Here is a 26,481-nt window from a genome sequence, read left to right as displayed (position 1 = left end):
TATGTTTCCGAGGAGCTTTCATGCTCGCCATTTTGAACTACGAAGCCGGAAATCTGACCAGCGTCAGGCGCGCCCTGGATTCTCTGGGTATTCCCTGCATGGTCACGGCGGACCATGACGTCATCGCCCGCAGCCAGGGGATCATTTTTCCCGGTGTGGGCGCGGCCGGATCGGCCATGGAACATCTGCGCCGGTCCGGCATGGCGGACGCCATTCTCCGCGAAATCGGCCGGAACAAGCCCATGCTTGGCATCTGTCTGGGCTGTCAGATCCTGCTGGATCACAGTCCTGAAAACGATACCCGGACGCTGGGCGTCATCTCCGGCCAATGCGGCATGTTCACGCCGGACCTGTCCGATGAGAACGGCGAGCCCATCAACATCCCGCACATGGGCTGGAACACGGTCCGCCTGCATCGGGACTGCCGCCTTTTCGACGGCATCGACCCGGAAAGCGAGTTCTATTTCGTGCACAGCTATTATCCCATCCCGGCCCGGGAGTACGTGATCGGCACCACCGGTTACGGGCTGGAGTTCTGCTCCGTCCACGGCCGCGACGGTCTGTGGGCCACCCAGTTTCATCCGGAAAAAAGCGGGCGGCCGGGGCTTAAGATGCTTGCCAATTTCTATGCGTATTGCCGGGAGACGGCCCATGCTCAGTAAGCGCGTCATTCCCTGCCTGGACGTCCGGGACGGCAAGCTGACCAAGGGTGTCAGATTTCAGGGCAATGTGGATATCGGCGACCCGGTGGACACGGCCCGGCGCTACTACGAGGAAGGGGCCGACGAGATCGTGTTTTACGACATCACCGCGTCCCACGAGGGCCGGGGCATCATGCTCAGGGTGGTGGAAAAGGTGGCCGGGCAGATTTTCATCCCCTTTTCCGTGGGCGGGGGGATCTCCACGCTGGCCGACATGCGCGATGTGCTGCTGGCCGGAGCGGAGAAAATTTCGGTCAATTCCGCCGCCGTGAAAAGGCCGGAAATCATCGCTGAGGGCGCGGCGGCCTTCGGCTCCCAGTGCATCGTGGTCGGCATGGATGTGCTGCGCGTGCCGCGCACCGATGCCATCCCCTCGGGCTACGAGATCGTCATCCACGGCGGCCGCAAGCGTACGGGCATGGACGCCCTGTGGTGGGCGAAGGAAGCGGAGCATCTGGGCGCGGGCGAGCTGTGCGTCAACTCCATCGACGCCGACGGCACCAAAGACGGCTACGAGCTGACCCTGACCCGGCTCATCGCCGACCATGTGCGCGTGCCGGTCATCGCTTCGGGAGGCGCGGGCAGCCCGCAGCATATGGTCGAGGCCGTGACTGAAGGCCGGGCCTCGGCCGCGCTCATCGCGTCCATCGTGCATTACGGGAACCACACCATCGTGGAACTGAAAGACCATATGGCCCGGAGCGGCGTGCGGGTCCGGCGTGTCTGGTGACGCGCTTCGCCGGGAACATCAACCTTCAACAGCGAACATTCCTCGCAAGGAGCGATTCCCATGCCCAAGAAGCTGCTGTGCACGCTGAGTGAAGATCCCCACATGTTCAATGGATTGCGCTTCCTGTGTCATTTTTTCCGGCACAAGGAAGACATGGACCTGACTCTTCTGGGTCTTGCCGCACCGGACAGTCCGTACTGTCTGTGGCGGTCCGGGAACAGGGACGGCGACCGCCCCCTGGAGACGGACCGCAACTGGCAGACAGCCAGAGACGAGGCCGTGAGCATGCTGGTGCGGGAAGGGTTCACGCCGGAGCAGATCAGGGTCAAGAGCAGCGGCAATATGTTGTGCCGCATTGAGGACATCGAACAGGAAATCGGTCAGGATAACTATGACGCCGTGGTCATGGGTCGGCGGGGGCTGGGCCGGCTGAAGGATTTCTTTCAGAAGAGCCTGTCCCGCAGGTTGCTGGAACTCAGTCCCGATGCGCCGCTGATGCTCTGCCGCAAACCTGATGTGAACCGGGAAAACGTCCTGCTGTGCGTGGATGGTTCCGGATCGTCCATGCGCATGACCGGATTCGTGGCCGACATGCTGCAAAAGGAATCGCATCTGGTCACCCTGTGCAACGTCATCCGCGATACCGATGACGACCGGAAAAAGAGTACGGAAATCTTCGAGCGGTGCGAGGCGCTCATGGCCGAGAAGGGTTTTGGTTCTGACCGGCTCCGGTACATGATCTATCCCTCGGACTATGCCCCCCGCGCTGTTCTGGACAACGCTCACTGGGGCAAGTTCGCCATGGTGGCGGTGGGCGCTTCCACAGGGAAAAGTTTTCTGGCCGGGTCCGTGAGCAATTATCTGTTCAACGAACTGTCCGGCGCGGTACTCTGGATACATCCCTGATCATTTGCGAATGGGATACCCGGAGAATCGGCCGTTCGGAAATGATCGCGCCCGGCCTCTGGCCGGATTGCGGCTCCGGACTGTTTATGGCTGTTGTCCATTGTAACTGGGGTTCTTCCACTTTGTGGCTTTCTCTGCCGGGAACTCCACAGCGTAGAAGACGACCCTCCCACTGACGTTAGTAAAGAATGATGACGGAATTCATGCACGGAGCCGGTGAGGATCTCCGGCCGAGCAAGTCCCAGCGCAAGCGGGACATGCTCGCTTTGCAGGAGCTGGGCAGACGCCTTCTGGAACTGTCGCCGGAACGGATCGCCCGCATGGATCTACCCGACGATCTGGCCGAGGCCGTGGCTTTTTACCACACCCTGAAAGACAAGGAAGCCCGGCGCCGTCAGGTGCAGTTCATCGGCGTGGTCATGCGCGGGCTCGATCCCGAGCCTATCCGCCAGGCTCTGGACGCTCTGGATCAGATCCGTTTTCAGCACACGGACGATTTTCATCAGCTTGAGGAGTGGCGGGATGCCCTGGTGGCCGGTGACCAGGCCGCACTGGAAGAAGTGACCCGCCGGTTTGATCTGGATGCGCGGCAGGTAGAGCGGATGGCCGCACGGGCCGCTGCCGAGAGGGCGGCCGGAAAGCCGTCCCGCGAGGGCCGTGCGTTGTTCCGGCTGCTCCGGCAGGCTCTGGAAAAGGAGAAGGGCGGCGCGTAGGGCGGCACTTATTGTTTACGCCGGGGGCCCCGGATTTCACTCCGATGCCGGCGGCCGTTGCAGGCTGATGCGTCCGATTTTTCCGGCCCGGAGTTCGTTCAGCAGGATTCCCGCCGCCCTGTCCAGATCCACCTCGCCACCCCGGACCAGGCAGCCCCGCTTCTGTCCCACCGTACGCACAAGAGCCGTCCCGGCCTCGGGCCCTGCTTCGGGCAGTTCCGCCAGAGAGTATCGCTCCCGGAGCAGGGCGGGATATTCCTCCAGCAGATAGGCCGCCACTCCCACCGCCACTTCCGCATTATCCATGGCCGTCTCGCGCACGGCTCCGCTTCCGGCCAGCATGTAAGAGGCCTGGGCATCCCCGATTTTGGGCCACAGTACGCCGGGCGTATCGTACAGAGTGATCTCGTCGCTCAGGTGCACGCGCTTCTGCTTGGTGGTAATGGCGGCCTGATTGGCGGCCCGCGCCACCTTCCGGCCCACCAGAGTGTTCATCAGCGTGGATTTGCCCACATTGGGGATGCCCACGATCAGGCAGTTGAGCGGCTGCATGAGCAGGTTCCGTCTGGGGCCTATCCGGGTCAGCAGAGAAATGATCTCCCGGCAGTCCTTGGGATTGGTACCCACAATTTCCAGGGGTTCGGCTCCGGTGAGACGGTAGTGCTTTTTCCAGGCCTCCGTGACCGCCGGGTCGGCCAGGTCGGACTTGTTCAGCACTTTGAGGCAGGGCCGGTCCCCGCGCAGTTCGGCCAGCATGGGGTTTTCGCTGTAGCCGGGCAGACGGGCGTCCAGCACTTCGATGACCACGTCCACCTTGCCCATGATCTGGGCGATCTGCTTTCTGGCCCGGTGCATGTGCCCGGGAAACCACTGGATGGACATTCACGCCCTCCCAGCAGGAAGCAACCCTTCCTGAACGAGCAGAGCCGTGGGATCCGGATCCCGGCCCCGGAACAGGCGGAAAACCTCAAGAGGATGTCGGCTGCCGCCCAGAGCCAGAATCGTGTTCCGGAAGCGGCGGCCCAGGGCGGGATCGATGCCCCCCGCTTCCGTGAAGGAGGCAAAAGCGTCGGCGCTGAGCACCTCGGCCCATTTGTAGCTGTAATATCCGGCGGCATAGCCTCCGGCGAAAATATGTGAAAAGGCGCAGAGGGAAGCATCTTCCGGCAGCGGGGGCAACGGCAGGATTTCCTGGGCGATGCGGGCGGCCGTCTCCAGCGGGTGCAGTCCCTGGGGGCCGGAAGTATGCAGAGCCAGATCCGTCAGGGCGAAGACCACCTGGCGCAGGGTGTTGGACCCGGCCCTGAAGGTCCGGGCGGCGAGCAGTCTGTCCATGATTTCCTCGGCCAGGGGTTCCCCGGTACGGTAGTGGCGTGCCAGCCGGACCAGAACCGGACGGTGGGAACACCAGTTTTCCATGAACTGGCTGGGCAGCTCCACCGCGTCCCATTCCACCCGCGAGATGCCGGACACGAACCCGTGGGTGACCGTGGTCAGCATGTGCTGCAGGGCGTGTCCGAATTCGTGGAAAAGGGTGATCACTTCCTGAAAGCTCATGAGAGACGGGGTTTGTTCCAGGCCGGGGCGTTGGTTGCAGTTCAGCCAGGCCACGGGTTTGCGCCACATCCGGCCGGGAGCCGCGCAGGCCGCGCTGCGGCCGCACAGTTCGCCCATCCAGGCTCCGCCGCGTTTCTCTTCGGGTCTGGCATAGGGGTCCAGATAAAATCCGGCGATTTCTTCCCCCTTGTCGTCGCTCACGGCGTAATAGGCGACATCCTCGTTCCAGACGGGCCGGTCGGCCGGCGCGATGTGTATGCCGAACAGTTCCCGGGCCAGCTCGAACATGCCCTCGAGGACGGCGGGCAGGGGGAAATAGGGGCGCAGCATGTCGTCATGCAGTCCGAAGCGCTGTTCCTTCAGGCGTTCGGCCCAGTACATGACGTCCCAAGGCATGATTTCTTCGGCCTGACCGTTGGCGGCTGCCAGATCGCTCAGGTCGATGAGGTCGCCAAGCGCAGCGTCAGTGGCCGCATCTTTCAAGGTGTGCAGGAGCTTCTCCACGCTGGCCACGGAAGGAGCCATCTTGCGGGCCAGACTCATGTCCGCGAAATCGGCAAATCCGAGCAGTACGGCCATTTCCACACGCAGAGAGAGAATGCGCCGGATCAGGGGCAGATTGTCCCGGTCGCCGCTGGAGGCTCTGGTGATGTAGGCCTTGTATACGGTTTCGCGCAGGTCGCGGCGGGAGGAATGCTGCATGAAGGACAGGAAGGACGGCATGTCCAGAGTGATGGTCCACGGCCCGTCTTCAGCGGTGGCCTCCCTGCCCCGCGCCCGGGACATGGCCGCGGCCAGCTGGCGGGAGGCCTCGGGCAGTCCGGCCGCATCGTGCGGCTGAACGAGGGTCAGGGCATAGGACTGTGTGGCATCCAGTACGTTGTTGGCAAATTCCGTGGACAGGGCGGCCAGTTCCCGGCTGATGGCCGAAAAACGCTCCCGCTTTTCAGGGGGGAGAGCCACGCCGCCCAGTTCCGCGTCGCGGATGAGCAGGGTGATGGTCCGTTGCAAGGCATTGCTGAAACCTGAAAACTCCGGCGCATCCCTCAGGGCCAGCAGAGCGGAGTAGATGGGTCTGCTCTGGCCCAGCAGATTGAAGAAATCCACGACCAGCGGCTGGGCCTCGGCATAGGCTTGGCGCAGGGCCGGGCTGTTGCGCACGTTGTGCATGTGCGTGATCAGGGACCAGACGCGGGTCACACGGTCCGTCAGGCGTTCCAGCGGTACGAGGAGGGCGGGCCAGGTCCGGGGGGCGAGGGCTTCCAGCCGGGCCTGTTCGGTCTGGCTCAGAGCGACGGCCCGGCGCACGGCGGCGAGTACGTGACCGGGTTCGATGTCCCGGAAGTCGGGGAAGTCTTCCCAGTCCAGCAAAGGATTCAGGTCGGTCATGGCTATGGCGGCACGGATGCCGGCGGAGCGGAAAGGGCGGCCTGCCGCCCGCGGGCCGCTCCGGGAAACGCTGGCCGGAATCAGTTTCCGGCGTTCAGTTCGGTCTGCACCTGCTGGATCAGTTCCTTGGCCCGCATGAGCTTGTCCTGCTGTTCCGGGGATTCGAGCTGCGTGGACATGTACGATGTCTTCTGACTCATCTCCTGCAGAATGCTGCTCAGCAGGGCGGCTCTGGTTTTGGCGGGCAGGGCTTCCAGGTCGGCGACTTTTGTCTCCATGGTGCCGATCTTCGTATCCAGAGTGGTGATAGTGCTCTTGATGGCGCTCAGGTCCTGAACCTGCATGGTCAGAGCCTTGAGATTCCGGTTCAGATGCAGGAAAAATCCCAGCAGAAGAATGATGGCGGCCGCGGAGAAAAACAGGGCGATTCTGCTCATGTCCCGCCCGGCGGCGCCCGTCTCGGGTTCAGGCGGACACGGCGCGTCGCCGGATTCCGGCGTATCGGCCGCCTCGGGGGCATAGGCAAGCCGGGCCTCCACTTCCGCGTCGGTCAGCCCCTGGGGGCGAGTCAGGGACTGAGCCAGCCCGGACAGATCCACCGCCGGTTCCTCAGGCATTTCCACAGGCTCTTCCGGCAGGATTTCCGTCTCTTCCTGAATCGGGACGACTTCGGCCAGAGGGGCTTTCTTGTTCTTGCGGCCGGGAGTGATTTTTTTGGCTGCGCTCAAAGTTTCCTCCATCAGAGTTGGGTCAGGGAACGGATGCCCACGGCTTTCCGGACTTCCTCCAGAAAGGGGCGGCTCTGGGCGCGGGCTTTTTCCGCGCCTTGCAGCAGTGTTTTTTCGACGAATTCCGGATTTTGGACAAGCTCGGCGTACTTTTCTCTGGGCTCCGCCAACTGGGCGTTGACCGCCTCGAACAGGGCCTGCTTGACATGCCCCCAGCCGATGCCCTCTGCGAAGCGCGCGCGCATGTCCTCCACCTGTTCGGGGGTGGAAAAAGCCCGGTACATGTCGAAAAGCGGGCAGTTTTCTGTGCTTTTGGGCTCTTCCGGGGCCTGGGAGTTGGTCACGATTTTCATGATCATCTTGCGCAGGCTGTTTTCCGGGGCGAAAAGCGGAATGTAGTTGTTGTAGCTCTTGCTCATCTTGCGTCCGTCCAGCCCGGCCAGCACGGACGAGGATTCGTCCACGCGGGCCTCGGGCAGAACGAAGAGCTCGCCGAAATGGTGGTTGAAACGCTGGGCGATGTCGCGGGCCATTTCCAGGTGCTGGATCTGGTCCCGGCCCACGGGCACGATATTGGCCCGGAACATGAGGATGTCGGCGGCCATGAGGATGGGGTAGGAATAAAGTCCCATGGTCACGCCCTTGTCCGGATCGTCGGCCTCGTTCTCCTGGACGGCGGCTTTGTAGGCGTGAGCCCTGTTCATCAGCCCCTTGGCCGTCATGCAGGTCAGAATCCAGGTCAGCTCGGGAATTTCCGGGATATCGGACTGCCGGTAGAAGATGCTTTTTTCCGTATCCAGCCCCAGAGCCAGCCATGTTGCGGCCACCTCCAGCCGGGAGCGGTGCACCAGCGCCGGGTCGTGGCATTTGATCAGGGCATGCAGGTCGGCCAGAAAATAGTAGGAGCTGACGTCGGCGTCCCGGCTGGCCTCGATGGCCGGGCGGATGGCGCCTGCGTAGTTGCCCAGATGCGGAGTGCCGGTGGTCGTGATGCCGGTCAGAACTGTTGTTTTGGACATAAGGACCTTACAGGAGAGGATTGACGATGGAAGTTCGCACAAAATCGCTGACCGGAGATAAAACCCATTCCAGAATCCCCGCTACGGCGAACGCGAGCAGAATGAGAAATCCGTACGGCTCCAGGCGCATGAAGCTCGCGCCGAGGGAGGGCGGCAGCAGGCAGGCCAGAATCTTGCTGCCGTCCAGCGGCGGAATGGGCAGCAGGTTGAAGACGCCCAGTATCGCGTTGATGAAAATGCCGGCCATGGCGATGTTGATGGCCGGGTACAGAAAGTACGCCCATGAAGCGGCTCCGGGGTTGCGGGCCGCCAGTGCCAGCAGTTTCAGAATCACGGCGAAAAGGAGCATGACGCCGAAATTGGCCATCGGCCCGGCCAGGGAAACGTAAAGAATATCCCTTCGGGGGTTGCGGTAGTACGCGGGATTGATGGGCACGGGTTTGGCCCAGCCGATCATCCGGGTCAGGATCAGAGTCAGGGTGCCCAGCGGATCCAGATGCTTCAGAGGGTTCAGGGTCAGCCGTCCGGCATTTTTGGCCGTGGGGTCGCCCAGCAGGTAGGAAACATAGCCGTGGGCCACCTCGTGGCAGGTGATGCCGAAGATGAACGGGATGGCCACGATGGACAGGTGCTGAATGGTCTGGCTGAAATCGAACATGGCCTGTAGCGGCTAGCACGAAGCCCTGTGGGCGGCAACTTTTTTGACCCGCCGGATCAGCTCCAGCGGGTGTAAAGGTCGTGAGGCAGCCGCAATTGTTCCAGAATGCGCCCGGCGAACTGGTCCAGCAGATCTTCGAGATTCCGAGGACGGTGGTAAAAACCCGGGCAGGGCGGCATGATCACGGCACCGGCCCGGTGGGCCCGGAGCATGTTCCGGAGATGGATTTCATTCAGCGGAGTTTCGCGGGGCACCAGGATCAGGGGACGGCGCTCCTTCAGGGTGACGTCTGCGGCCCGGTGCAGCAGGTTGGTCCCGACTCCGCTGGCGATGGCCGCCAGGCTGGACATGGAACACGGACAGACGATCATTCCCGTATGGAACCAGGAGCCGCTGGCCGGTGCGGCACCCAGATGGTCGCAGTCGTGCAGGACATGAAAGCAGTTCTGGAGTTCTTGCAGGGGGATGGAAGATTCGTGGCGCAGCACTTCTCTGGCCCCACCGGAAATGATGCCATGCAGCTCCACGCCGTCGGCAGCCCTGAGGGCGCGAGCCAGATGGAACGCGTATTCCACGCCGCTCGCTCCGGAAACACCGAGGATGACGCGCCGGGCCGTTTTTTTCTGGTGAATGTCGTCCATGATCCTCCCGGATAGCCGTTGTCTGCCGGTGGGGCGTTTTGGGAAGCGCTCCGTTCAGGGAATCGGAACCCACGGCTAGCGTATGGCGGGCCCGCTTGACAAGGCTGTCCGCCCTGCATAAGCAGGCATTCCCGTGCGCAATTAGCTCAGTTGGATAGAGCGTTAGCCTCCGGAGCTAAAGGTCGCAGGTTCGATTCCTGCATTGCGCACCATGAATTTTGGCGGGTCATGGAACTGTTTCTGTGACCCGCTTTTTTGTTGTTTCTTAAGGAAGACAAACAGACCCATCTCGGACCATGGATTGATCTTCCGGGTCAGTCTGCGATCCTGAAAAGAAGAAAATGGTCAGGTGCAGGTTATTCCGGAATGCGCAGCCGACTCAGAGCCCATACTCCCCCGGCAAGGACGAGCACGCCGAAGCAGGCGAAAGCCAGCGGAAAGCTGTAGTTTTCTCCGGCCCAGGCCAGCAGGGCGGGCACGGCTCCGGCACCGATCAGGGACGTGCACATGATGGTCAGGGAAACGCCCAGATCATTCACTGTTTTGGGACAGACCAGGGACAGCGCCGCGAATCCGGGCGGAAAGAAACAGACCACGAAGACCGGCTGCAGAGCGAGCATGGCGACACTCCACCAGAGGGGGCCGTATCCGCAGCACAGTGTGGCCATTCCCATGCCCGCCAGACAGACGGTCATCACCTTGCGGTATCCGGCGCGGCGGATGACCCGGCCCATGAACGGCAGAAAAATGATCGGAAGCAGTCGGCTGGCTCCCAGAAGCAGATTGGCGGTCCGCTGGTCGAGCCCTTTTTCTTCCACCAGAAGGGCGGGAATCAGATTGTACACGCCGATTTCCGCACCCACGGCCAGTACGAACAGCACCGTTACCCTCCAGAACGCTCCACGCCGGGCGATGTCCATGACGTTGCCCAGGGCGGGCGCCACGCCGGGGCGCCTGATTCGCGGTCCGCGCAGGGCATAAAGCAGGGCCATCCCCAGGCTGACTCCTCCCACAATCCGGAACAGAATCGGCAGGCCGCCGGAGCGCAGGCAGACTTCGGCCAGCAGCGGAGCCATGCAGAAGGCCAGATTGGGGGCCAGTTCGTGCACGGCAAAGGCCTGACTCCAGTGCGCCGAGGGTGTGATTTCGGTGATGGTCACCACGCCCGAAGGCAGATACAGGCCCGCCCCCGCACCCATGAGAAAAATCCAGGCACAGAACTGCCACAGGGACTGGCTGCCGGCCATGCCGAAAAGAGCGGTCCCGATGGCTGCCAGAGAAACGATGATGGTATTTTTGTGGCCCGCGTACCGGGACAGAAATCCCGCGCACAGCACCGACAGGCTGTACCCGGCCGACAGAAAGACAAAGATTTGCGCGGACTGGGCCAGACTCTGCCTTACCTGGACGCTGATGGGCAGAAGCAGCGGGCCGAAGATGCTCCGGGCCAGAAAGTTGTCGAAAAAAACGGCCGTGGCCAGAAACAGGGCGGGCAGGACCGGAGCGAAGGGCGGAGCCGTATGCGGGGCGGAGTGGTTCATGAATGTCCCTTAACAAGCGGAAGCAAAGACTGTATGTGTCCGGCCGGTGGAGCGGCCTTTGCTGGTACGCGCTCCCCATGGTGAAATCAACAACGGAGGAAATATCTGTGCTGCGGATTCTTTCGGTTCTGCTGCTGATTCTGGCGGGTGCGTGGGGCGCGCAGGCGTCCGAGCTGACCGACGCCATTCAGAAACGCTACGACACGCTGCAATCCTTCCGGGGATTCTTCGTCCAGACCCTGATCAACGCCTCCAGCCGGGAAACTCAGGAGCGTCTGGGCACCATCGTTTTCGTCCGGCCCCGCTTCATCCGCTGGGAGACGACGAGTCCGGAGCAGGAACTGCTGATCGTGGGCAAGGATACGGTCTGGGACTATTTCCCCGAGGAACAGACCTTGTACCGCTACACCGTGGAACAGGTGCTCGATTCCAAAACCATGATCCGTTTCCTGTCGGGCGAGGCCAATCTGAAAGAAGACTTCACTGTGGAGGACCTGGGAATGGACGGCGAATTCCGTCATCTGAAACTCATGCCCAAAGAGCCCGAGCCCAATCTGGTGGAAGGGGAGATTTGGGTCCGCCCCGGTCAGGACATACTGGAAAAGATCAAACTCACAGATTTTTTCGGCAATGTGAACGAACTGGTCCTGAGCGGGCTGGAACTGGACGTGCCTGTCGACCCCAAGGAATTCACCCTGGAGCCGCCCAAGGACGTTGAAATTCTGGATGGACCGGGCGAGTAGATGCCTGTTCCGGCGACATGCCGCCGTTTACGCCGCCATCCGGTAACGGAGGCGGAAAAAGTCCGGCCCCGGAGCGTGATGTTCCGGGGCCTCGCGTTTCCGGCACGATATCCTGAAAACAAAACCCGGCGCGGACTATCCGCGACACAACGCATGTTCAGGAGGTTTTTTCATGGACAAGAAGACCGTTCTCGACGCTTTCATGTTCCGCCACGCCTGCAAGGAATTTGATCCCGACGCAAAAATTCCGGAAGAGGACTTTCTGTTCATTCTGGAAGCGGCCCGCCTGTCCCCAAGCTCTTTCGGATTCGAGCCCTGGAAGTTTCAGGTGGTTCAGGACATGACGCTGCGCGGGAAACTCCTGCCCCATACCTGGGGCGGCCGGAAACAGATTCCCACGGCCAGCCATTTTCTGGTCTGCCTGGCCATGAAGACTCCGCTGCTGCGGCACGACAGCTCCCGTATCGCGGATTTCATGCGCCGGGTGCAGAATCTGTCCGAGGACGCGATCGCCGCACGGACGGAATACTTCGCCAACTTTCAGAAGACGGACTTCCATCTTCTGGACAACGATCGGGCCATGTTCGACTGGGCCTGCAAACAGTGCTATATCGCCCAGGCCAACATGATGACCGCTGCGGCGCTGATCGGCATTGATTCCTGCCCCATCGAGGGGTTTGTCCGGGAAAAGGTGGATGAAGTTCTGACCGCCGACTTCGGCATGAATCCGGAGGAATACGGTGTGGCCTACATGCTGGCTTTCGGATACCGGATCAAGCAGCCCAAGCCCAAAACGCGTCAGGCTCTGGACGACATACTGCGCTGGTTCTGATCATTTCACCGCCCTCTGGACTTTCTTCAGAGGGCGTTCAGATTCTCATCCCGAACGGACCTTCCAGCGCTCCAGCAGCGTGTTCCCGGGGAGTTCCCAAATCTGTTCATGCAGACGCGCCATGCATTCCGCATCGTAGAGCAGTTCTTTTTTTTCCTTCTTGCTCAGGCCCTCGGGACCCGTTTTCAGCGCCTTTTCCAGTAGCTTTTCGCGGCGCTGGCGGATTTTTGGATCAAGAGAACGCGGTCCGCGCAGCAGGGTCCGGTGCAGGGCATTGACGCCGGGATCGGCGGCGGCCCTGGCAAAACCGTCTTCGGCTCGCATGCCCAGCGGCAGCCCCTGTCTGTCCTTTTCCTCCAGATATGCTTCGATATCCTGGTATTCTCCGGGCTTTTTCGTCTCTTCGGGAGTGATGAAAATCCGCAGGGCGCGGAAAAAACGGCCCACTTCGGCCCGGCTGGTCAGCATGGAGATGGGAATGGACAGCAGCAGGGAAAATATCAGCGGAGAACTCCACCAGAAGAAGACGCGGTTGATCAGAAACAGAGCCGAACCCCAGACAAAGGCCAGCAGAGTGCCGCCGCCGTGGAAGCGGAAGGCATCCCAGAAGGATGTGCCTTCATCGTCGCGTTGCTGTGTGCCCCAGCCGATGCCCATGCCGAGGAGCGTCAGGAAAACGTATTTGCTGTGAAAAAGCATGCGTACGGGCGCAAGCAGGGTGGACAGGGCCACTTCGGAGATGATGCTGCCCGTAAGGCCGAAAAAACCGCCGAACAGCCTGCGCCGCCCTTTGAGCAGAATCAGGAAAAAGGCGCAGAGTTTGGGCAGAAAAAGCACCAGCGCCGTACTGGCCAGAAGGGTGATGCCGGGCGTGGGATCCCACACCGGCCAGACCGGAAAGAGGGTTTTGCTTTGCATGAAATAATCCGGCCGGACCAGAGCCTCCAAAATGGCCTCGGTGGTGGACAGGGCCAGAAACAGAAACCAGAGCAGGGCGGAGCCGTAGCTCATGACGCCGTTCAGAAACAGAGCGCGGTGTCCGGGGAAAATGCCCCGCGTGAACACCAGGCGCAGATGTTGCAGGTTGCCTTGGCACCAGCGCCGATCCCGCTTGAGTTCGTTCAGCAGGTTGGGTGGTACTTCCTCGTAGCTTCCTTCAAGATCGTAAGCCAGCCATACGGAATACCCGGCCCGGCGCATGAGGGCCGACTCCACAAAGTCGTGGGACAGAATGTCTCCGCCCAGAGGCGGTCTGCCGGGCAGGCGGCCCAGGGCGCAGTGGCGGATGAAGGGCTGTACCCGGATGATGGCGTTATGTCCCCAGAATTGCGCGTCGCCCAGAAACCAGTGATGCAGTCCGGCCGCGTACATGGGACCATAGGCCCGGTTGGCGAACTGCTGGGCCCTGGCGATGAGGGTTTCCCGGCCGGTGCAGGCCGGAGCCGTCTGCAGGATGCCCACGTTCCGCCTGCGCTCCATGATATGGACCATACGCACCAGAATTTCTCCGGTCATGACCGAGTCGGCATCGAAGACGATCATGTAGGTGTAGTGAGCCCCGTAGCGGCGGCAGAAATCGGCCACGTTGCCGCTTTTGCGCTTCAGGTTGATCCGGCGGCGGCGGTAGAAAATATGGCCGTGCACCCCCAGGTCCGTACACAGACGGTTCCAGGCGGCCTCTTCCTGCACCCAGCGGTCGGGATCGTTCGAATCGCTCAGAATGTGGATGTCGAAGCTGTCTTCGGTCCCCAGACGTTGCAGGGATCTCCACACGGCGTAAATTCCGGCCATGATGCGTTCCGGATCTTCGTTACAGACCGGAAAAAGGATGGCGGTCTTGACGTGAGGCCGGATGGGAGCGTCTTCCTCGGTCTGGACCCGGGACACGGCGAATCGGTCGTCTTTTTTGAGCAGTGTCCAGAAACCGGCCAGGGCGGTCCAGAAGCCCAGGGATATCCAGACGAAAAGGACACAGAAGGTGAACACGATGGCCACTTCAAGCCACGTGGCTCCCTTGTGCGGCAGCAGGGTACCCATGACGCTGGCCGCCGCTATGGACGGAACCAGAACCAGCGCGAGCAGAAAAAGACGTCGGCGGGAGGCGACCTTCCGCCAAGGTTCATTCAGGAATTCACGGCTCATGACAATATTCTTTCTGGCTTGCGGCTGAAATTGCCGGATTCACACGGTGGGAAAGAAGAGATCGACCCGTTTTTCCACGCGCGCTTCTTCGTTTTGAATCGCACTCTCCGAGGCGGGAAGCACAACTTTAGGGAGGACATTAGAAACATGACGCCTCGTGTTTCCGGCCGACAGACACGCCGGAAAAAATGGTGCCCGGCCTATGGCTGATCCGCTCCCAGTGCGTACAGTCCGGCCAGCAGCAGAGCGTACAGAACCATGTCCGCATATGCGGTATTCATGATCTGGGCGGAGAAGGAATAAGCCGGACGCCAGATCCTGAGCATGGCCCGCACCCATGGGCGGCGGTCCATTTCCTCAGGCTTCATGTGCGATCTGGACAAGGGTGGCGCGGGCATGGCCGCCATGTCCAGCTTCCTTTCCCTGAGGCGGGAATACAGAATACGCATGCTCCTGGCTTCGATCCGGGTCATGTCTCCGGGATCGCTGGCCAGAAGATGCAGAGTCTCCAGAGCCAGCTCGTGCCGGACGCGTTCAGGCAGGGGTAGATGGCGCAGGTACATCGAGATGCGGCGGCCGACGGATTCCAGCCGGGCTTCCAGTTCGGCGGATGATGCTTCACCATGCACCCCGGTATCGGAGAATGGCCTTGAAATCATAGTTTGACGGCGTACGTCCAGGTTTCGGTAAGCGGGGTGATGCCATGAAGCAGAGTGGCCCGCATCTCCACGAGTGGACGCTTGTCCGGCAGCACCATGGATAGGGGAGAAGCGGCGTCCGGTTCGACCTCAAAGACCAGCCGCCATGTCCCGGTGATAGCATTGCGGTATACACGCTTGTCGCGGAGTTTTCCACCGGTGCCGATCCAGACATTGGCATCGAGAGCCGCGTCGTCGGGCAGGTCGTCCAGCTTGCCGCCCTCAAACTCCAGAACAAATTTGTGTGAATTGGCCTTTTTTCCCACACCCGTTCGCGTGAACAGAACCCGGCCTTCGGGAGAAGCCACTTTTTTGGGCGCGCACCAGCGGATTCTGTAGGAAAACGGCAGGGACTCGCCCGGTTTCGGCAGGGTGTCCGGGGTCCAGAAGGTGACGATGTTGTCGTGGATTTCCTCCGGGGAAGGAATCTGAACCAGATGCAGATGCCCCGCCCCCCAGCTGCTGTTCTTGGGTTCAATCCATACGCTGGGTCGCAGATGGTAACGGGCTTCGAGATCAAGATAATTTTCGTACTCCGTATCCCGCTGCATGAGCCCCATGCCTTTGATATTGGACGCTTTGAAGGCGTTCACTGCCAGGGTTTTGGGATTTTGCAGGGGTCTCCATATCCATTCTTCGTTTTCAAATCTGGCCATGAGCCCGTCCGAGTCGTGCACCTCCGGGCGGAAGTCGTTCATGAGGCGGGGATTGGAGTTTTCCCCGAACACGAACATGCTGGTCAGGGGGGCGATACCCAGTTTCTTCACGGGTTCCCGAAGAAAAAGGACCGAGTCCACATCAATAACGGTTTCCGACCCGGGCGTGGCCTCGAACTTGAACGCCCCGGTCACCCGCCGGGAGTCGAGGAGGGCGTAAATGGTAATGCTCTTGTCTTTCTTGCCCGGTTTGACGATCCAGAACTCCTTGAAAAAAGGAAATTCCTCTCCTGTGGACTCGGCCGTATCAATGGCCAGGCCACGGGCGGACAGACCGTATAACTGGCCTTTGGCCACGGCCCGGAAGTAGCTCGCGCCGAGAAAGACCAGGAATTCGTCCAGATAGCTCTTCTTGTTGATGGCGGCGTGGATACGAAATCCCGCATATCCCATGTTCTGGGGAATCTGATCCGCAAAGGTGTTGCGGCCGTAGTTGAAGGCCGAAGTATCAAAGGGGAGCCTGGTTACTTTGCCGGAGTCGACGATATTGATGGCCACAGTCTGATCGTAGAAAAGACCGGGATGAAAAAACTGCAGTTCGAAGGGCAGCTTGTCGCCGCGCCAGAGGCTTTTGTCCGGCACGAAACGGATGTCCCGCCAATCGTCATAGGAGATGGACTTGAGGACAGCCGGAATCTGACCTTTGTTGTCCACAAAGGGCGCGGCCGCCAGATTTCTGGCCAGAGTTTCCACATCCTGCATGCCAAAGGCCGCGGGTTTGGCCAGCGCTACGGAAGGGCAAAGAAAAAATGCCATGACTGCCAAACAGACCCACAGTCCAGGCCATTTTCCATACATCAATACAAGCTCCTCTGAAGTTGGTATCATGATCACCCAGCAAATTCTGGTTGTTTCCCCTTGTGCTTTTCAAGATGGTCCGTCAAGGGCGGGCCGCAGCATCCAAATTGGACAGTTGTCCGGCTCCGGAACGCAGTCCCGCATTTTGTCGATGCCCGACCCTTGTCATTGCCCGGATGAACGGATAAGAGCCCTCAGCTTTGACGCATGAAATTACAAAACAGGGAAGGGATCTGTTCTTTATGGCCAAGGAAGAGTCTATTGAAGTCGAGGGAGTTGTCGAGGAAGCCATGCCCAACGCCATGTTCCTGGTCCGGCTGGAAAACGGGCATCAGGTGCTGGGTCATATTTCCGGCAAGATGCGTAAATTCTACATCCGCATCCTGCCTGGAGACCGGGTCAAGGTGGAACTCTCCCCCTATGACCTGACCCGCGGACGCATCACCTACCGCTTCAAGTAAACATCCCCGCTTTTTTCCGGCGGCATGCGCCAAGGGCGTGTGCCGTTTTTCCGTATGCCTCCTTGTTTTGTCTGCTTCTGGCCATAACCCGGCTCAAAGCGTAGTCCGGGAGAATCGCTTGGAACCCGGCGGGGTTCATGAACGCCCCAGCCCGGACTTGGCCCATTCCGGAAGAAAAGTCAGCCTTTGAATTCTCCGCATGACGGAAATCGACCTGCATACTCACTCCACGGCTTCCGACGGCAGCTTCACACCAGCCGAACTGGTGGCGGAAGCTGTCCGCCTGCGCCTCAAGGCTCTGGCCCTGACCGATCACGATACCATTCTCGGTCTGCCCGAGGCCCGGGTGGCCGGGCAGCGGCTTGGCCTGGAACTGATCGGCGGCTGTGAGCTGAGCGTCTCCTGCGATCATGGCAGCATGCATCTGCTCGGCCTGTGGATACCCGGGGAGCCAGCCGTACTGGGCCCGGCTCTGGCCCGGCTGGCCGAACTGCGTATCGCCCGCAACAAGGCCATCGTCCATAATCTGAACCGCCACGGCATCGATCTGACTTACGCCGAGCTGGAAGAAGCGGCCGGCGGCGGGTCCGTGGGCAGGCCGCATATCGCCGAAATGCTGGTCCGCAAAAATGTGGTTCGCAGCCTGAACGAAGCTTTTCACAGCTGGCTACGGCCAGGTACCAAGGGCTATGCGCCCAAGGAAAAGCTCACTCCCGGACAGGCCATGGAGCTCCTGAGGGCGGAGCGGGCCACCATCGTGCTGGCTCACCCCTGCACCCTGAATCTGGACGGGAACGCCCTGGAAAGTCTGTTGCGGGACCTGAAAGATCAGGGTCTGGACGGAGTGGAGGTACACTATTCCATGCACACCCAGGGCCAGACCAACCTGTACGCCCATCTCTGCCGCAAGCTCGACCTGCTGCCCAGCGCCGGCTCGGACTTTCACGGCGCCTACAAGCCCAACATCGCCCTCGGGCGGGGCAAGGGCGGCCTGCGTGCTTCCTACGATCTGGTCCGGCGCATGAAAGAACACCGGGCCGCTCTGGGACAACCCGTGCCCGACTGATCCCATGTCCATGCCTGAATTACTGGTTCCGGCGGCGGACCCCGAAAAGCTGGACACTGCCCTGACCTACGGCGCCGACGCCGTATATCTGGGCGGAGAGGGGCTCAATCTGCGGGCCAAATCCGGCGGTTTTTCCTTTCCGGAACTGCGCCGGGCCGTGACCAGAGCCCATGATCGGCAGGTAAAGGTGTATTTCACGCTCAATCTTCTGGCTTGGGAAGAGCATCTCGCCCCGGCTGAGGAATATCTGGAACAGGCGGCCGACTCCGGCGTGGACGGCATCATCATCGCCGACCCGGGCATTCTGGACATGGCCCGGCGGCGCGTTCCGGATATTTCTGTGCATCTGTCCACCCAGGCCAATACTTCCAACTCCGCCGCCGCCCGATTCTGGCGGGATCAGGGCGTACGCCGCGTCAACCTGGCCCGTGAACTGGGTGCCGGCCGCATCCGCGCCATTGCCGAAAGCGTGAGCGGCCTGGAACTCGAAGTTTTCGTACACGGAGCCATGTGTATGGCCATATCCGGACGCTGTCTGCTCTCGGCGCATATGAACTCCCGTCCGGCGAACCAGGGTCTGTGCACCCACCCCTGCCGTTTCGACTACAGGATCACCGGCGTGCGGCTGGAGGAAAAACTGCGCCCCGGCCAAACCTCGTGGGAAATGTTCGAGGATGGAGACTACACCCGGATCATGGGCGCGGAAGACTTGTGTCTGGCGCCCTACCTGCGCTGGTTCCGGCAGACGGGCATACACAGCCTGAAGATTGAGGGGCGCATGAAAACCGCGTCCTATCTGGCCCAGGTCACGGATGTTTACCGTGCAGCCCTGGCTGACCTGGATGCGCGTACCTTCCGGCCCCGACTCTATCTGGAAGAATTACAGCAGACGGCCACCCGGCCCCTGAGCACGGGCTTCTTCACGCCCCGGCCCGCCATCCTGAAAGCCGTTTTGCCAGTCAACCGTAAGAAGCACATCGTGGCCCGGCTGCTGGAGCCTCTCGGCTCCGGCCTGTGGAGCGTGGACATCAAGCATCGTTTCACGGCCCGTCAGCCTCTGGAAATCATCCTGCCCGGCCTGCGCCGCCCCGTGCTTTCCGGTGCGGACTACGGCGTGGAAAAAGAAAACGGATCAGAAGTGGAGGCGGTTCACAGCGGCTTGCGTCTTATGCTGCGCTGCGATCACCCGGAGCTTGCTCCCGGCCTTTTCCTGCGAACCTGTCTCCCGGAACAGGAAGGCGGGGCCTGAGGACCGTTTCCTTATCGGCAACAATCGCCTCCATCAAGAAATGTCGCCAGTCACATTTCGTCTGCGGCCGAATCCTCTGGAATACGAATCCCGATCGACTGCCGGCCCGCCGGATATTTTTCCGCTCCGCGCGTTTTTCATCCCGCCGGAAACGATTGACCTTCATTCGACATGTCCGGGGATTGTGCTCCGAACTTTGACGGAAGCCTGAAAAATCACTATGAGCTGGGCAACTTATGTGTTTCTGACCCCATATAGCCGGGCGCGGCCGATTCGTTGGTGAAGGCTCTGTCTCAGCCGCAAGGAGGACCGACATGATTATCAAGGACTGGATGACCAAGGACGTGATCACGGTGGATCCGGAAGCCTCCATGATGCGGGCGGCCAAACTGATGAAGGAAAAGAACATCCGCCGTCTGCCGGTGGTCGACGATAGGGGCAAGCTGGTCGGAATACTGAGCGACCGCGACGTGAAGGAAGCTTCGCCCTCCAAGGCTACCACTCTGGACGTTCATGAGCTGTACTACCTGCTGTCTGAAATCAAGGTCAAAAACATCATGACTTCAAATCCGCTGACCATCAAAGACACGGACACGGTAGTCAAATGCGCGGCCATCATGCACGACAAAAAAGTCTCCGGCCTTCCTGTGCTGAACGACAGCGGCGATATGGTCGGCATCATGACCCAGAACGAAGTGTACCGGGTGCTCCTGAGCATTACTGGCGTCTACCACGGCGGCATACAGCTTGGCTTCAAGCTCGCCGACGAACGCGGCACTCTGAAAAATCTTCTGGACTGCCTGCGCGGGTACAAGGCCCGGGTCATCTCCATCCTGACCTCCTACGACCAGGTCGAGGAAGGGTACCGGCAGGTCTTCATCCGCATCAGAGACATGGACAAATCCGTACTGAACGAACTGCGGCAGGAACTCGCCGAAAAATACAATCTGCTTTTCTGGATCCGGGACAACGTCGAGCCCGCCGGCAACTGATATTCAACCCAACTTAGAGAGGCTCCATCATGTCGGACAGCTATCCCATCAAAGATACCTTCGTACACATCACGGACACCCTGAAGGCCGCGCTGGACACGGACTATGTCGTCGGCCTGCTGATAGCCACGGCCATCATCGCCTTCCTGCTCGGGCGCATGACCAAGTAGCGCCAAGCTCATCGACTGTCTCCTTACGAAACCTTTTTCGAAATCGCCGGCGGGCCGGGATTCTTCCCGGTCTGCTGGTGCGGCCGTTTCCGGTCAGGCTCATGCCCTGCCGGAAGCAAGGGGATACAAAAGGCATTCTTCATTGATCCGGGGGCATATCTGAACCGCTAGAGGGTTCAAAAACTGTCCGGAAGAGGGCGGCTACCATCTCCCTGAGGCTCCGCCTCCGCCAAAACCGCCGCCTCCGCCGCTGAACCCGCCGCTCGAACTGGAGCCGCTCGAACTGGAGCCGCTGGATCCGCCTCCACCGCTGAAGTCACCTCCCGAGAACATCCTGCGGATTGCAGAAGCGAACAGCGCGCAGAAGGCTCCAACCATAGCGGAGGATGCCCAGGCATATTCTGTCGGCATGAACAAGCCGAAAATAAAGCCGAGGATTGCTCCCACGGCCATGGAAAGAAGAATTCTTCTGAAGAGGAGGCCGGCCAGAAACGATCCTCCGAGCAGGGCTTCTACCAGCGTATCTTCCATCTCATCCTGCTGTTCCTGCTCTGATGCGGCCGTTTCCGCCAGCGGTGAGATGTCCGGAGTATTGGCGGCCGTAAAGGGATCTTCTCCCCGCGCGGCGATGATCATGGCCTGAACTCCGGCCCGCACGCCGCCGTTAAAATTTCCCTTTCGCAAAAAAGGAATGATGCGCTCGTTGATGATCCGTCCGGCCATCAGATCCGTCAGCCGGTCTTCAAGCCCGTATCCGACCTCGATACGCATCTGCCGGTCCTGGACCGCGATGAGCAAAAGCGCGCCGTTGTCCATGCCGCGCTGTCCCAGCCCCCAGGTTTCGGCCACCCGCAGGGTGTACTCCTCCAGATTTTCTCCATCCAGAGAGTCAATGGTCAGCACGGCAATCTGCGTGCCGTTTTCGGCCTCCAGAAGTTGCAGGCGCGTTTCCAGCTCTTGCGTGGTGTTGGCCGACAGAATGCCCGCCATGTCCATGACTCTGGCCGTCAGCGGCGGCACGTCCAGAGCCTGAAGCACCGGGGCGGACAGAAAAAAGAACAGACAGAGAACTACTGTTCGGAGGTGAAAGACACTTTTGGAACTTCCTTGGCCGATGTGGCGGCCTTGAAGTATTCTTTGTGCTCCAGCTGGAAATAGTTTTCGTTGAACCATTTTTCCGGATACCTCCGTAGAGCCGTGTTGAATGTCCGGACGGCGTCGTTGTAGCGCTGGCGGGCCACATTGATGCGGTTTTCCGTGCCTTCGAGCTGATGCTGCAATTGCAGAAAGTTCTGGCTGGCCTTCAGATCCGGGTAGTTTTCGACGGTGATCATGGCCCGGCTCAGGGCCACGCCAACTTCTCCCTGGGCCGCCGCGAACTGCTCCATGGCCTGGGCGTTGCTCAGGTCGCCGGGTTTCATCTGCACGGACATGGCCGAGGCTCTCGCCCGGCCGAGAAACTCGATGAGTTCCTTCTCGTGGGCGGCATAGCCTTTGACGCTTTCCACCAGATTCGGAATCAGATCCGCCCGGCGTTGCAGGGTGGATTCCACATCGGCCCAGGCCTGAAATACACCTTCTTCCTTGGAGTTCAGGCTGTTGTAGCCGTAGAAAAAGCCCGCTCCGGCAATGACTGCGACAATAATCAGGGTACTCAGTATTCCACGCATGAGGGTCTCCTGGGTTCCACGGCCCGGCGGACCGGACCGCGGCGGGGATTATTTGCCGAGGGTGCCCATGATGCCCCGTACGGCGGCGGGCAGGTCGGCGGGCAGAACCACGACCTTGGAGTTCTCGGCTTCGCCCATCTGGCGCAGGGAATCCACGTAGCGCTGGCCCAGCAGAAACACCAGAGGCAGTTCACCGCGCTGGCTGGCTTCGGCCACTTTGTCGATGGCGGCCTGGTCGGCCTCGGCCAGCACGACCTTGGCTTCCGCGTCACGGCGCGACGCTTCCAGACGGCCGTCGGCCTGCAGGATAGCTGCCGCTTTTTCACCTTCGGCTCTGGTTACGGTGGCCCGGCGGGCGCGTTCGGCCGCGGCCTGTTCTTCCATGGCCCGCTGCATGGTCTGGGACGGGTTGATGTCCTGGATTTCCACGGTCTTGAGCATGATGCCCCAGTCCGAAATGTCGTCGGAAATGGCTTCCTTCAGCTTGGACTTGATCATGTCGCGCGAGGACAGGGCGTCGTCCAGATCCATCTCGCCGATGATGGAGCGAAGAGAGGTCTGGACCAGGGTCTGGATGGCGATGCGGTAGTCTTCCACGCCGTACACCGCTTTCTCCGGGGACACGATGTTGATGTAGGCCACGGCGTTGGTGATGATGACGGCGTTGTCGCGGGTGATGACGTCCTGAGAGGGGATGTCCAGCACGATATCCTTGGTGGTCACCTTGTAGGACACGATGTCCATGTACGGAATGATGATGTTCAGGCCGGGGCCGAGGGTGGAGTGGTATTTGCCCAGCCGCTGCACCACGAACTTGTAACCCTGGGGCACCAGGCGCACGCCCATGCCGATGGTGACGACGACCAGCACGAGCAGAATGAAGACGACGATAAGTCCTGAAGTCATGACAGCTCCTTATTTGGTGGTTTTCAAGGCCACGACCAGCGTGTTTCCCGACACGTCGCGGATCTGCACGCGGTCGCCTATGTGTACGGTATCGTCGCAGATGAAGGTCCATTCATCCGCACCCAGAAGCGGTTTGGAAAAACGGACCAGACCGCGCCGTTCTCCGTCGGGCTCGCGGATGACCTGTCCCACTTCGCCGAGCAGGGCTTCGCGGGACATGCCGGCCCGGGTCTTGTCCACCATGCGCGGCTTCATGACCAGAAACCAGAAGGCGGTGAGCAGGGCGGAAAATATGGTCCAGAGCAGCAGTTGCAGGGTCAGACTCATGGATGGAATGGCCCAGAGCAGGCCGCCCACGCCCAGCGCGCCCAGTCCGAACCAGAAGATGGTGAAGCTTGGGACGAAGATTTCCGCGATCATGAGCAGCATGCCCAGAACCAGCCAGTGCCAAGGGTACAGCTCCATAAAGATCTCCTAAAAATCGTTGATGACAGCCGCACGGATATCCGGCTTCCGCAAGAGAGGTGCCTGTGGCGGGGAAATTATGCAAGAGCGGGGAGTGCAAAAATTGCAAGTCTCTTCTGAACCTGCCGCATAGGCAAAAAATCAGCGGGCGACCAGACGCATGTGCAGAATTGAGAAGGGGCGGCCCCGGGCTTCCAGCGGGATCTGGAAAAGACTTCAAAGCCCATGTGTTCGTAAAAATTCATCCCGGATTTGGGGGCGGAGGGCCTCGATGTCGGCCCCGGTCAGAAAATGATGGGTAACCCTGACGGAATCTTCCCACACTGCCGTAATTTCCGCGAAATGTTCTTCCTTTGCGTGTTCGATGCTCATTTTGTTTTTACAGTCAGGGGAGTAAATGGCAAATTCCTGCTGGCATGTTTTTTATACCTTCCTGAAGATAGCTTCTGTATAATTTATTTGTCATTCTCATTGCGTTTGATTTTATGTAACTGTGAATAATTTCAGGGGCTGATGATGAAAATTGCCCATGTCCGTCATTCCGATAGCGAGTCTCAATCTGTTGAAACTCATCTCACAGAAACCGCTGCGATTGCCAAGTTACTGGCCAGTAAATTGGACCTGAATTTATCGGGAGAACTGCTGGGGTTGATGCATGACTTCGGCAAATATTCACTAAAATTCCAGAAATACATTCACGATGCAGCCGGATTGATCAATCCAGACTTTGACGAAGAGGAAAGCACGCCGGGTGGTACGAAAGTAGATCACTCCACCGCCGGAGCACAATGGGTGTATCGGCGCTTGCAGGCTTTGGCGGACAAGGGTTCGGAGCTGTGCGGGCAGATGTTGGGGCTGTGCATTGCCTCGCATCATGGCGCGGGATTGATTGATTGCTTGGATCCCGAAGAAGGTGAAGCAGTATGGGAAAAGCGTCTGGTGGAAAAGAAGGATGCGTTAACGCATTTGAGCGAGTGCGAGCGCAATGCTGATACTGTCATAGTGCAGCGTGCGGATGCGTTGGCGGATAAAGACCTGCTGGCGCAAATGCTGCCGCTGCTTAAATCGGTATTGAGAAATTCGGAAGTCAGTCATCAAGTAAAGGAATTTTACCTGGGCTGCTTTACCCGTTTCCTTTTTAGTTGCCTGATTGATGCGGATCGCATTAACAGTTCAGATTTCGAGCGGGAAAATCAAAAATCCTTGCGGCGTTTAACGCAAAAGACGGATTGGCAAGAAGCGATAGATAAGCTGGAAATGCATTTGTCCCTGTTTGAAATCCGTTATCGGATTGATCAAATCCGTCGCGATATTTCTGCTGCCTGTCTGAACAGGGCGGAAGATGCGCAAGGCATTTATACCTTGACTGTACCGACGGGCGGTGGCAAAACGCTGGCAAGCCTGCGTTACGCGCTGCATCATGCAAAAAAGCATGATCTCGACCGCATCATCTATATCATTCCCTACACCTCTATCATCGATCAGAATGCCAAAGCCGTGCGCGAGATTCTGGGCGATAAATGGGTGCTTGAACACCATTCCAACCTCGATCCCGAACAACAAACTTGGCAAAATAAGCTCCTGTCTGAAAACTGGGATAAGCCGATTGTCTTTACCACCATGGTGCAGTTTCTTGATGCCTGGTTCGGCGGCGGTACACGCGGGGCACGGCATATTCACCCGATGACGCACAGTGTGTTGATTTTTGATGAAATCCAAACCTTGCCGGTGAAATGCGTGCATCTATTTTGCAATGTGCTGAACTGGCTCACGCAATATGGCAAATCCAGTGCGATATTGTGCACAGCCACTCAGCCTTTGTTGGCTAATCAAGCGCTTGATAATTTCCCGATGGATGTTCGTGATAAGGTCGCGGAGCGTGGCTTATTGCAGCTGGCCGAGCATGCGGAAATTATGGGTAATGAGAAAGCCAAGAAAGACTTGTTTGATGCATTGTCCAGAACCTCTATTCGTTTTAATGAAAAACCAGGTGGTTGGTCTGTAGAGGAGGTCGGCGATTTTTTGCTGGAACAGTTTCGGGAGACATCCAGCTGTTTGTTTATCGTCAATACCAAAGGCTGGGCGCAACGGCTTTATCAATATTGCCAAGTGCAGAATGTACCCAAAGAAGCGCTATTCCATCTCAGCACCCATCAATGTCCGGCGCATCGCAAGGCCTTGTTGGCATGGATCAAAAGACGCTTGAACAGGGGACTGCCGGTGGTGTGTATCAGCACGCAATTGATCGAGGCGGGGGTCGATATTTCCTTTGCGTGCGTGATTCGCGCGTTGGCAGGGCTGGACAGCATTGCGCAAGCGGCCGGGCGCTGCAATCGCCATAGCGAATGCGAAAAAGGCATGGTGTGGGTATTGAATTTGCAAAACGAACCGCTGCACATGCTGCCAGATATTGCCCAAGGGCAACAGCAAGCGGCGCGGGTGTTTCGCGAATTTGTCGGCCAAGATATCTTGCTGCCTGATGCCATGAAACGCTATTTCGAGTATTACTTTTATCCGCGTCACAAGGAAATGGTTTACCACATCAAAAGCAGCCATTCAGGTAGCCTGCTGGATTGGCTGAGTGACAATCACTGCAACGCTTATGGCGAAAAAAATAATGTGCGCAGGCAAGAAAAGCAGTTTCCTTTATTGATGCAGTCTTTCAAAAGCGCCGGACGGGCGTTTCAAGCCATCGATGCGCCAACCCAAGCCTTGATTGTGCCCTATGGCTGCAAAGGACGCCGCTTGATTGCAAAATTGTGCGGCGAATATGAGCCAAAAGCTTTTTATGACTATCTGCGCCAAGCGCAGCAGTATAGTGTGAATGTTTTTCCCCATGTTTGGCGAAAGCTGGAAGAAAAGGGCGCCATACATCCTATCGCTGATACAGGCGTGTATTATCTTGAACAAGGTTATTACCTCAATCAATACGGCTTGTCGGTAGATAAAGTTGGGATGATGGAGTGCTTGAATTATTAAAGAGGAGCGTT

Annotated in this window: 26 protein-coding genes and 1 tRNA gene; 13 read left to right on the top strand and 14 right to left on the bottom strand. The window is 59.3% G+C overall.

The window, feature by feature from the left end:
* The first annotated feature begins 20 nt into the window (after window positions 1-20).
* The 4 genes from hisH (at window position 21) to yjgA (ending at window position 3,050) form a co-directional block, all read left to right on the top strand.
* Complete coding sequence (gene hisH / locus AXF15_RS10575) at window positions 21-662, top strand: imidazole glycerol phosphate synthase subunit HisH (protein ID WP_066607136.1); 642 nt, start codon at window positions 21-23, stop codon at window positions 660-662.
* The gene (hisF, locus tag AXF15_RS10570) at window positions 652-1,431 is read left to right on the top strand and encodes an imidazole glycerol phosphate synthase subunit HisF (protein WP_066607133.1); all 780 of its coding nucleotides are present in this window, start codon (window positions 652-654) and stop codon (window positions 1,429-1,431) included. Before hisH ends, hisF begins: the two co-directional genes overlap by 11 nt.
* Before the next feature lie 60 nt (window positions 1,432-1,491).
* Complete coding sequence (locus AXF15_RS10565; RefSeq protein WP_066607129.1) at window positions 1,492-2,337, top strand: universal stress protein; 846 nt, start codon at window positions 1,492-1,494, stop codon at window positions 2,335-2,337.
* 203 nt (window positions 2,338-2,540) lie between these two features.
* The gene (yjgA, locus tag AXF15_RS10560) at window positions 2,541-3,050 is read left to right on the top strand and encodes a ribosome biogenesis factor YjgA (protein WP_211258977.1); all 510 of its coding nucleotides are present in this window, start codon (window positions 2,541-2,543) and stop codon (window positions 3,048-3,050) included.
* 36 nt (window positions 3,051-3,086) lie between these two features.
* Here the strand turns inward: yjgA and ylqF are convergent, their stop codons facing one another.
* The 6 genes from ylqF to AXF15_RS10530 form a co-directional block, all read right to left on the bottom strand.
* Complete coding sequence (gene ylqF, locus AXF15_RS10555; RefSeq protein WP_066607118.1) at window positions 3,087-3,932, bottom strand: ribosome biogenesis GTPase YlqF; 846 nt, start codon at window positions 3,930-3,932, stop codon at window positions 3,087-3,089.
* The gene (locus AXF15_RS10550) at window positions 3,933-5,996 is read right to left on the bottom strand and encodes a M3 family metallopeptidase (protein ID WP_066607115.1); all 2,064 of its coding nucleotides are present in this window, start codon (window positions 5,994-5,996) and stop codon (window positions 3,933-3,935) included.
* A gap of 80 nt (window positions 5,997-6,076) precedes the next feature.
* Window positions 6,077-6,724 carry a hypothetical protein gene (locus AXF15_RS10545; RefSeq protein ID WP_151192353.1) on the bottom strand — a complete coding sequence of 216 codons (648 nt, stop codon included), beginning with the start codon at window positions 6,722-6,724 and terminating at the stop codon, window positions 6,077-6,079.
* An 11-nt stretch (window positions 6,725-6,735) separates the two neighbouring features.
* A complete protein-coding gene (locus AXF15_RS10540; RefSeq protein ID WP_066607111.1) occupies window positions 6,736-7,743 on the bottom strand; it encodes a tryptophan--tRNA ligase in 1,008 nt (335 codons plus the stop codon).
* A 7-nt stretch (window positions 7,744-7,750) separates the two neighbouring features.
* Window positions 7,751-8,401: a site-2 protease family protein gene (locus AXF15_RS10535; RefSeq protein ID WP_066607108.1), complete on the bottom strand. Its 651-nt coding sequence runs from the start codon at window positions 8,399-8,401 to the stop codon at window positions 7,751-7,753.
* A gap of 56 nt (window positions 8,402-8,457) precedes the next feature.
* Complete coding sequence (locus AXF15_RS10530) at window positions 8,458-9,042, bottom strand: UbiX family flavin prenyltransferase (protein ID WP_066607104.1); 585 nt, start codon at window positions 9,040-9,042, stop codon at window positions 8,458-8,460.
* Between the two features lie 135 nt (window positions 9,043-9,177).
* Between AXF15_RS10530 and AXF15_RS10525 the strand changes: the two genes are divergently transcribed.
* A tRNA-Arg gene (locus AXF15_RS10525) sits at window positions 9,178-9,254 on the top strand.
* A 144-nt stretch (window positions 9,255-9,398) separates the two neighbouring features.
* Here the strand turns inward: AXF15_RS10525 and AXF15_RS10520 are convergent.
* Entirely contained in the window at window positions 9,399-10,583 is a 1,185-nt protein-coding gene (locus AXF15_RS10520; RefSeq protein WP_066607103.1) for an MFS transporter, read from the bottom strand.
* A 107-nt stretch (window positions 10,584-10,690) separates the two neighbouring features.
* Between AXF15_RS10520 and lolA the strand changes: the two genes are divergently transcribed.
* Together lolA and AXF15_RS10510 are read left to right on the top strand one after the other, a co-directional pair.
* Window positions 10,691-11,326, top strand: a complete 636-nt coding sequence (gene lolA, locus AXF15_RS10515) for an outer membrane lipoprotein periplasmic chaperone LolA (protein WP_236884772.1) — start codon at window positions 10,691-10,693, stop codon at window positions 11,324-11,326.
* Window positions 11,327-11,498: 172 nt separating this feature from the next.
* Complete coding sequence (locus AXF15_RS10510; RefSeq protein WP_066607102.1) at window positions 11,499-12,158, top strand: NAD(P)H-dependent oxidoreductase; 660 nt, start codon at window positions 11,499-11,501, stop codon at window positions 12,156-12,158.
* 45 nt (window positions 12,159-12,203) lie between these two features.
* On the opposite strand, the gene mdoH is transcribed toward AXF15_RS10510, so the two are convergent.
* The 3 genes from mdoH to AXF15_RS10495 all read right to left on the bottom strand — a co-directional run bounded on the left by mdoH (window position 12,204) and on the right by AXF15_RS10495 (window position 16,470).
* On the bottom strand, window positions 12,204-14,300 hold the full coding sequence (gene mdoH, locus AXF15_RS10505) for a glucans biosynthesis glucosyltransferase MdoH (protein WP_066607100.1): 2,097 nt from the start codon (window positions 14,298-14,300) through the stop codon (window positions 12,204-12,206).
* Between the two features lie 200 nt (window positions 14,301-14,500).
* The gene (locus AXF15_RS10500) at window positions 14,501-14,959 is read right to left on the bottom strand and encodes a hypothetical protein (RefSeq protein WP_066607099.1); all 459 of its coding nucleotides are present in this window, start codon (window positions 14,957-14,959) and stop codon (window positions 14,501-14,503) included.
* On the bottom strand, window positions 14,956-16,470 hold the full coding sequence (locus tag AXF15_RS10495; protein ID WP_236884771.1) for an OpgD/OpgG family glucan biosynthesis protein: 1,515 nt from the start codon (window positions 16,468-16,470) through the stop codon (window positions 14,956-14,958). The genes AXF15_RS10500 and AXF15_RS10495 overlap by 4 nt, the downstream gene beginning before the upstream one ends.
* 284 nt (window positions 16,471-16,754) lie before the next feature.
* Here AXF15_RS10495 and infA point away from each other — a divergent pair, with 284 nt between their 5' ends.
* The 5 genes from infA (at window position 16,755) to AXF15_RS14205 (ending at window position 20,450) form a co-directional block, all read left to right on the top strand.
* On the top strand, window positions 16,755-16,973 hold the full coding sequence (infA, locus tag AXF15_RS10490; RefSeq protein WP_028577699.1) for a translation initiation factor IF-1: 219 nt from the start codon (window positions 16,755-16,757) through the stop codon (window positions 16,971-16,973).
* Between the two features lie 199 nt (window positions 16,974-17,172).
* Window positions 17,173-18,039 carry a PHP domain-containing protein gene (locus AXF15_RS10480; RefSeq protein ID WP_066607087.1) on the top strand — a complete coding sequence of 289 codons (867 nt, stop codon included), beginning with the start codon at window positions 17,173-17,175 and terminating at the stop codon, window positions 18,037-18,039.
* Between the two features lie 4 nt (window positions 18,040-18,043).
* Window positions 18,044-19,288, top strand: coding sequence for a peptidase U32 family protein (locus tag AXF15_RS10475; RefSeq protein WP_066607084.1), 1,245 nt, complete (start codon window positions 18,044-18,046; stop codon window positions 19,286-19,288).
* Window positions 19,289-19,602: 314 nt separating this feature from the next.
* Complete coding sequence (locus AXF15_RS10470) at window positions 19,603-20,280, top strand: CBS and ACT domain-containing protein (protein WP_066607077.1); 678 nt, start codon at window positions 19,603-19,605, stop codon at window positions 20,278-20,280.
* Window positions 20,281-20,309: 29 nt separating this feature from the next.
* Entirely contained in the window at window positions 20,310-20,450 is a 141-nt protein-coding gene (locus AXF15_RS14205) for a hypothetical protein (RefSeq protein WP_154666850.1), read from the top strand.
* 201 nt (window positions 20,451-20,651) lie between these two features.
* On the opposite strand, the gene AXF15_RS10465 is transcribed toward AXF15_RS14205, so the two are convergent.
* Genes AXF15_RS10465 through AXF15_RS10450 form a run of 4 tightly spaced genes read right to left on the bottom strand, consistent with a single transcriptional unit; the run spans window position 20,652 to window position 23,491 of the window.
* Entirely contained in the window at window positions 20,652-21,470 is an 819-nt protein-coding gene (locus tag AXF15_RS10465; RefSeq protein WP_211258976.1) for a TPM domain-containing protein, read from the bottom strand.
* A 50-nt stretch (window positions 21,471-21,520) separates the two neighbouring features.
* Window positions 21,521-22,120, bottom strand: coding sequence for a LemA family protein (locus AXF15_RS10460; RefSeq protein WP_066607067.1), 600 nt, complete (start codon window positions 22,118-22,120; stop codon window positions 21,521-21,523).
* A gap of 48 nt (window positions 22,121-22,168) precedes the next feature.
* A complete protein-coding gene (locus AXF15_RS10455; RefSeq protein ID WP_066607066.1) occupies window positions 22,169-23,026 on the bottom strand; it encodes an SPFH domain-containing protein in 858 nt (285 codons plus the stop codon).
* A 9-nt stretch (window positions 23,027-23,035) separates the two neighbouring features.
* The gene (locus AXF15_RS10450; RefSeq protein WP_211258975.1) at window positions 23,036-23,491 is read right to left on the bottom strand and encodes an NfeD family protein; all 456 of its coding nucleotides are present in this window, start codon (window positions 23,489-23,491) and stop codon (window positions 23,036-23,038) included.
* 513 nt (window positions 23,492-24,004) lie between these two features.
* Here AXF15_RS10450 and AXF15_RS10445 point away from each other — a divergent pair.
* Window positions 24,005-26,470 (top strand): CRISPR-associated helicase/endonuclease Cas3, encoded by a 2,466-nt coding sequence (locus AXF15_RS10445; protein ID WP_066607063.1) that lies wholly within the window; start codon window positions 24,005-24,007, stop codon window positions 26,468-26,470.
* Window positions 26,471-26,481 lie beyond the last annotated feature (11 nt).

The sequence above is a fragment of the Desulfomicrobium orale DSM 12838 genome (assembly GCF_001553625.1).
Lineage (GTDB): Bacteria > Desulfobacterota > Desulfovibrionia > Desulfovibrionales > Desulfomicrobiaceae > Desulfomicrobium > Desulfomicrobium orale.
The sequence above is the reverse complement of the archived record's forward strand: the minus strand, read 5'-3'. Positions and strand labels throughout refer to the sequence as shown.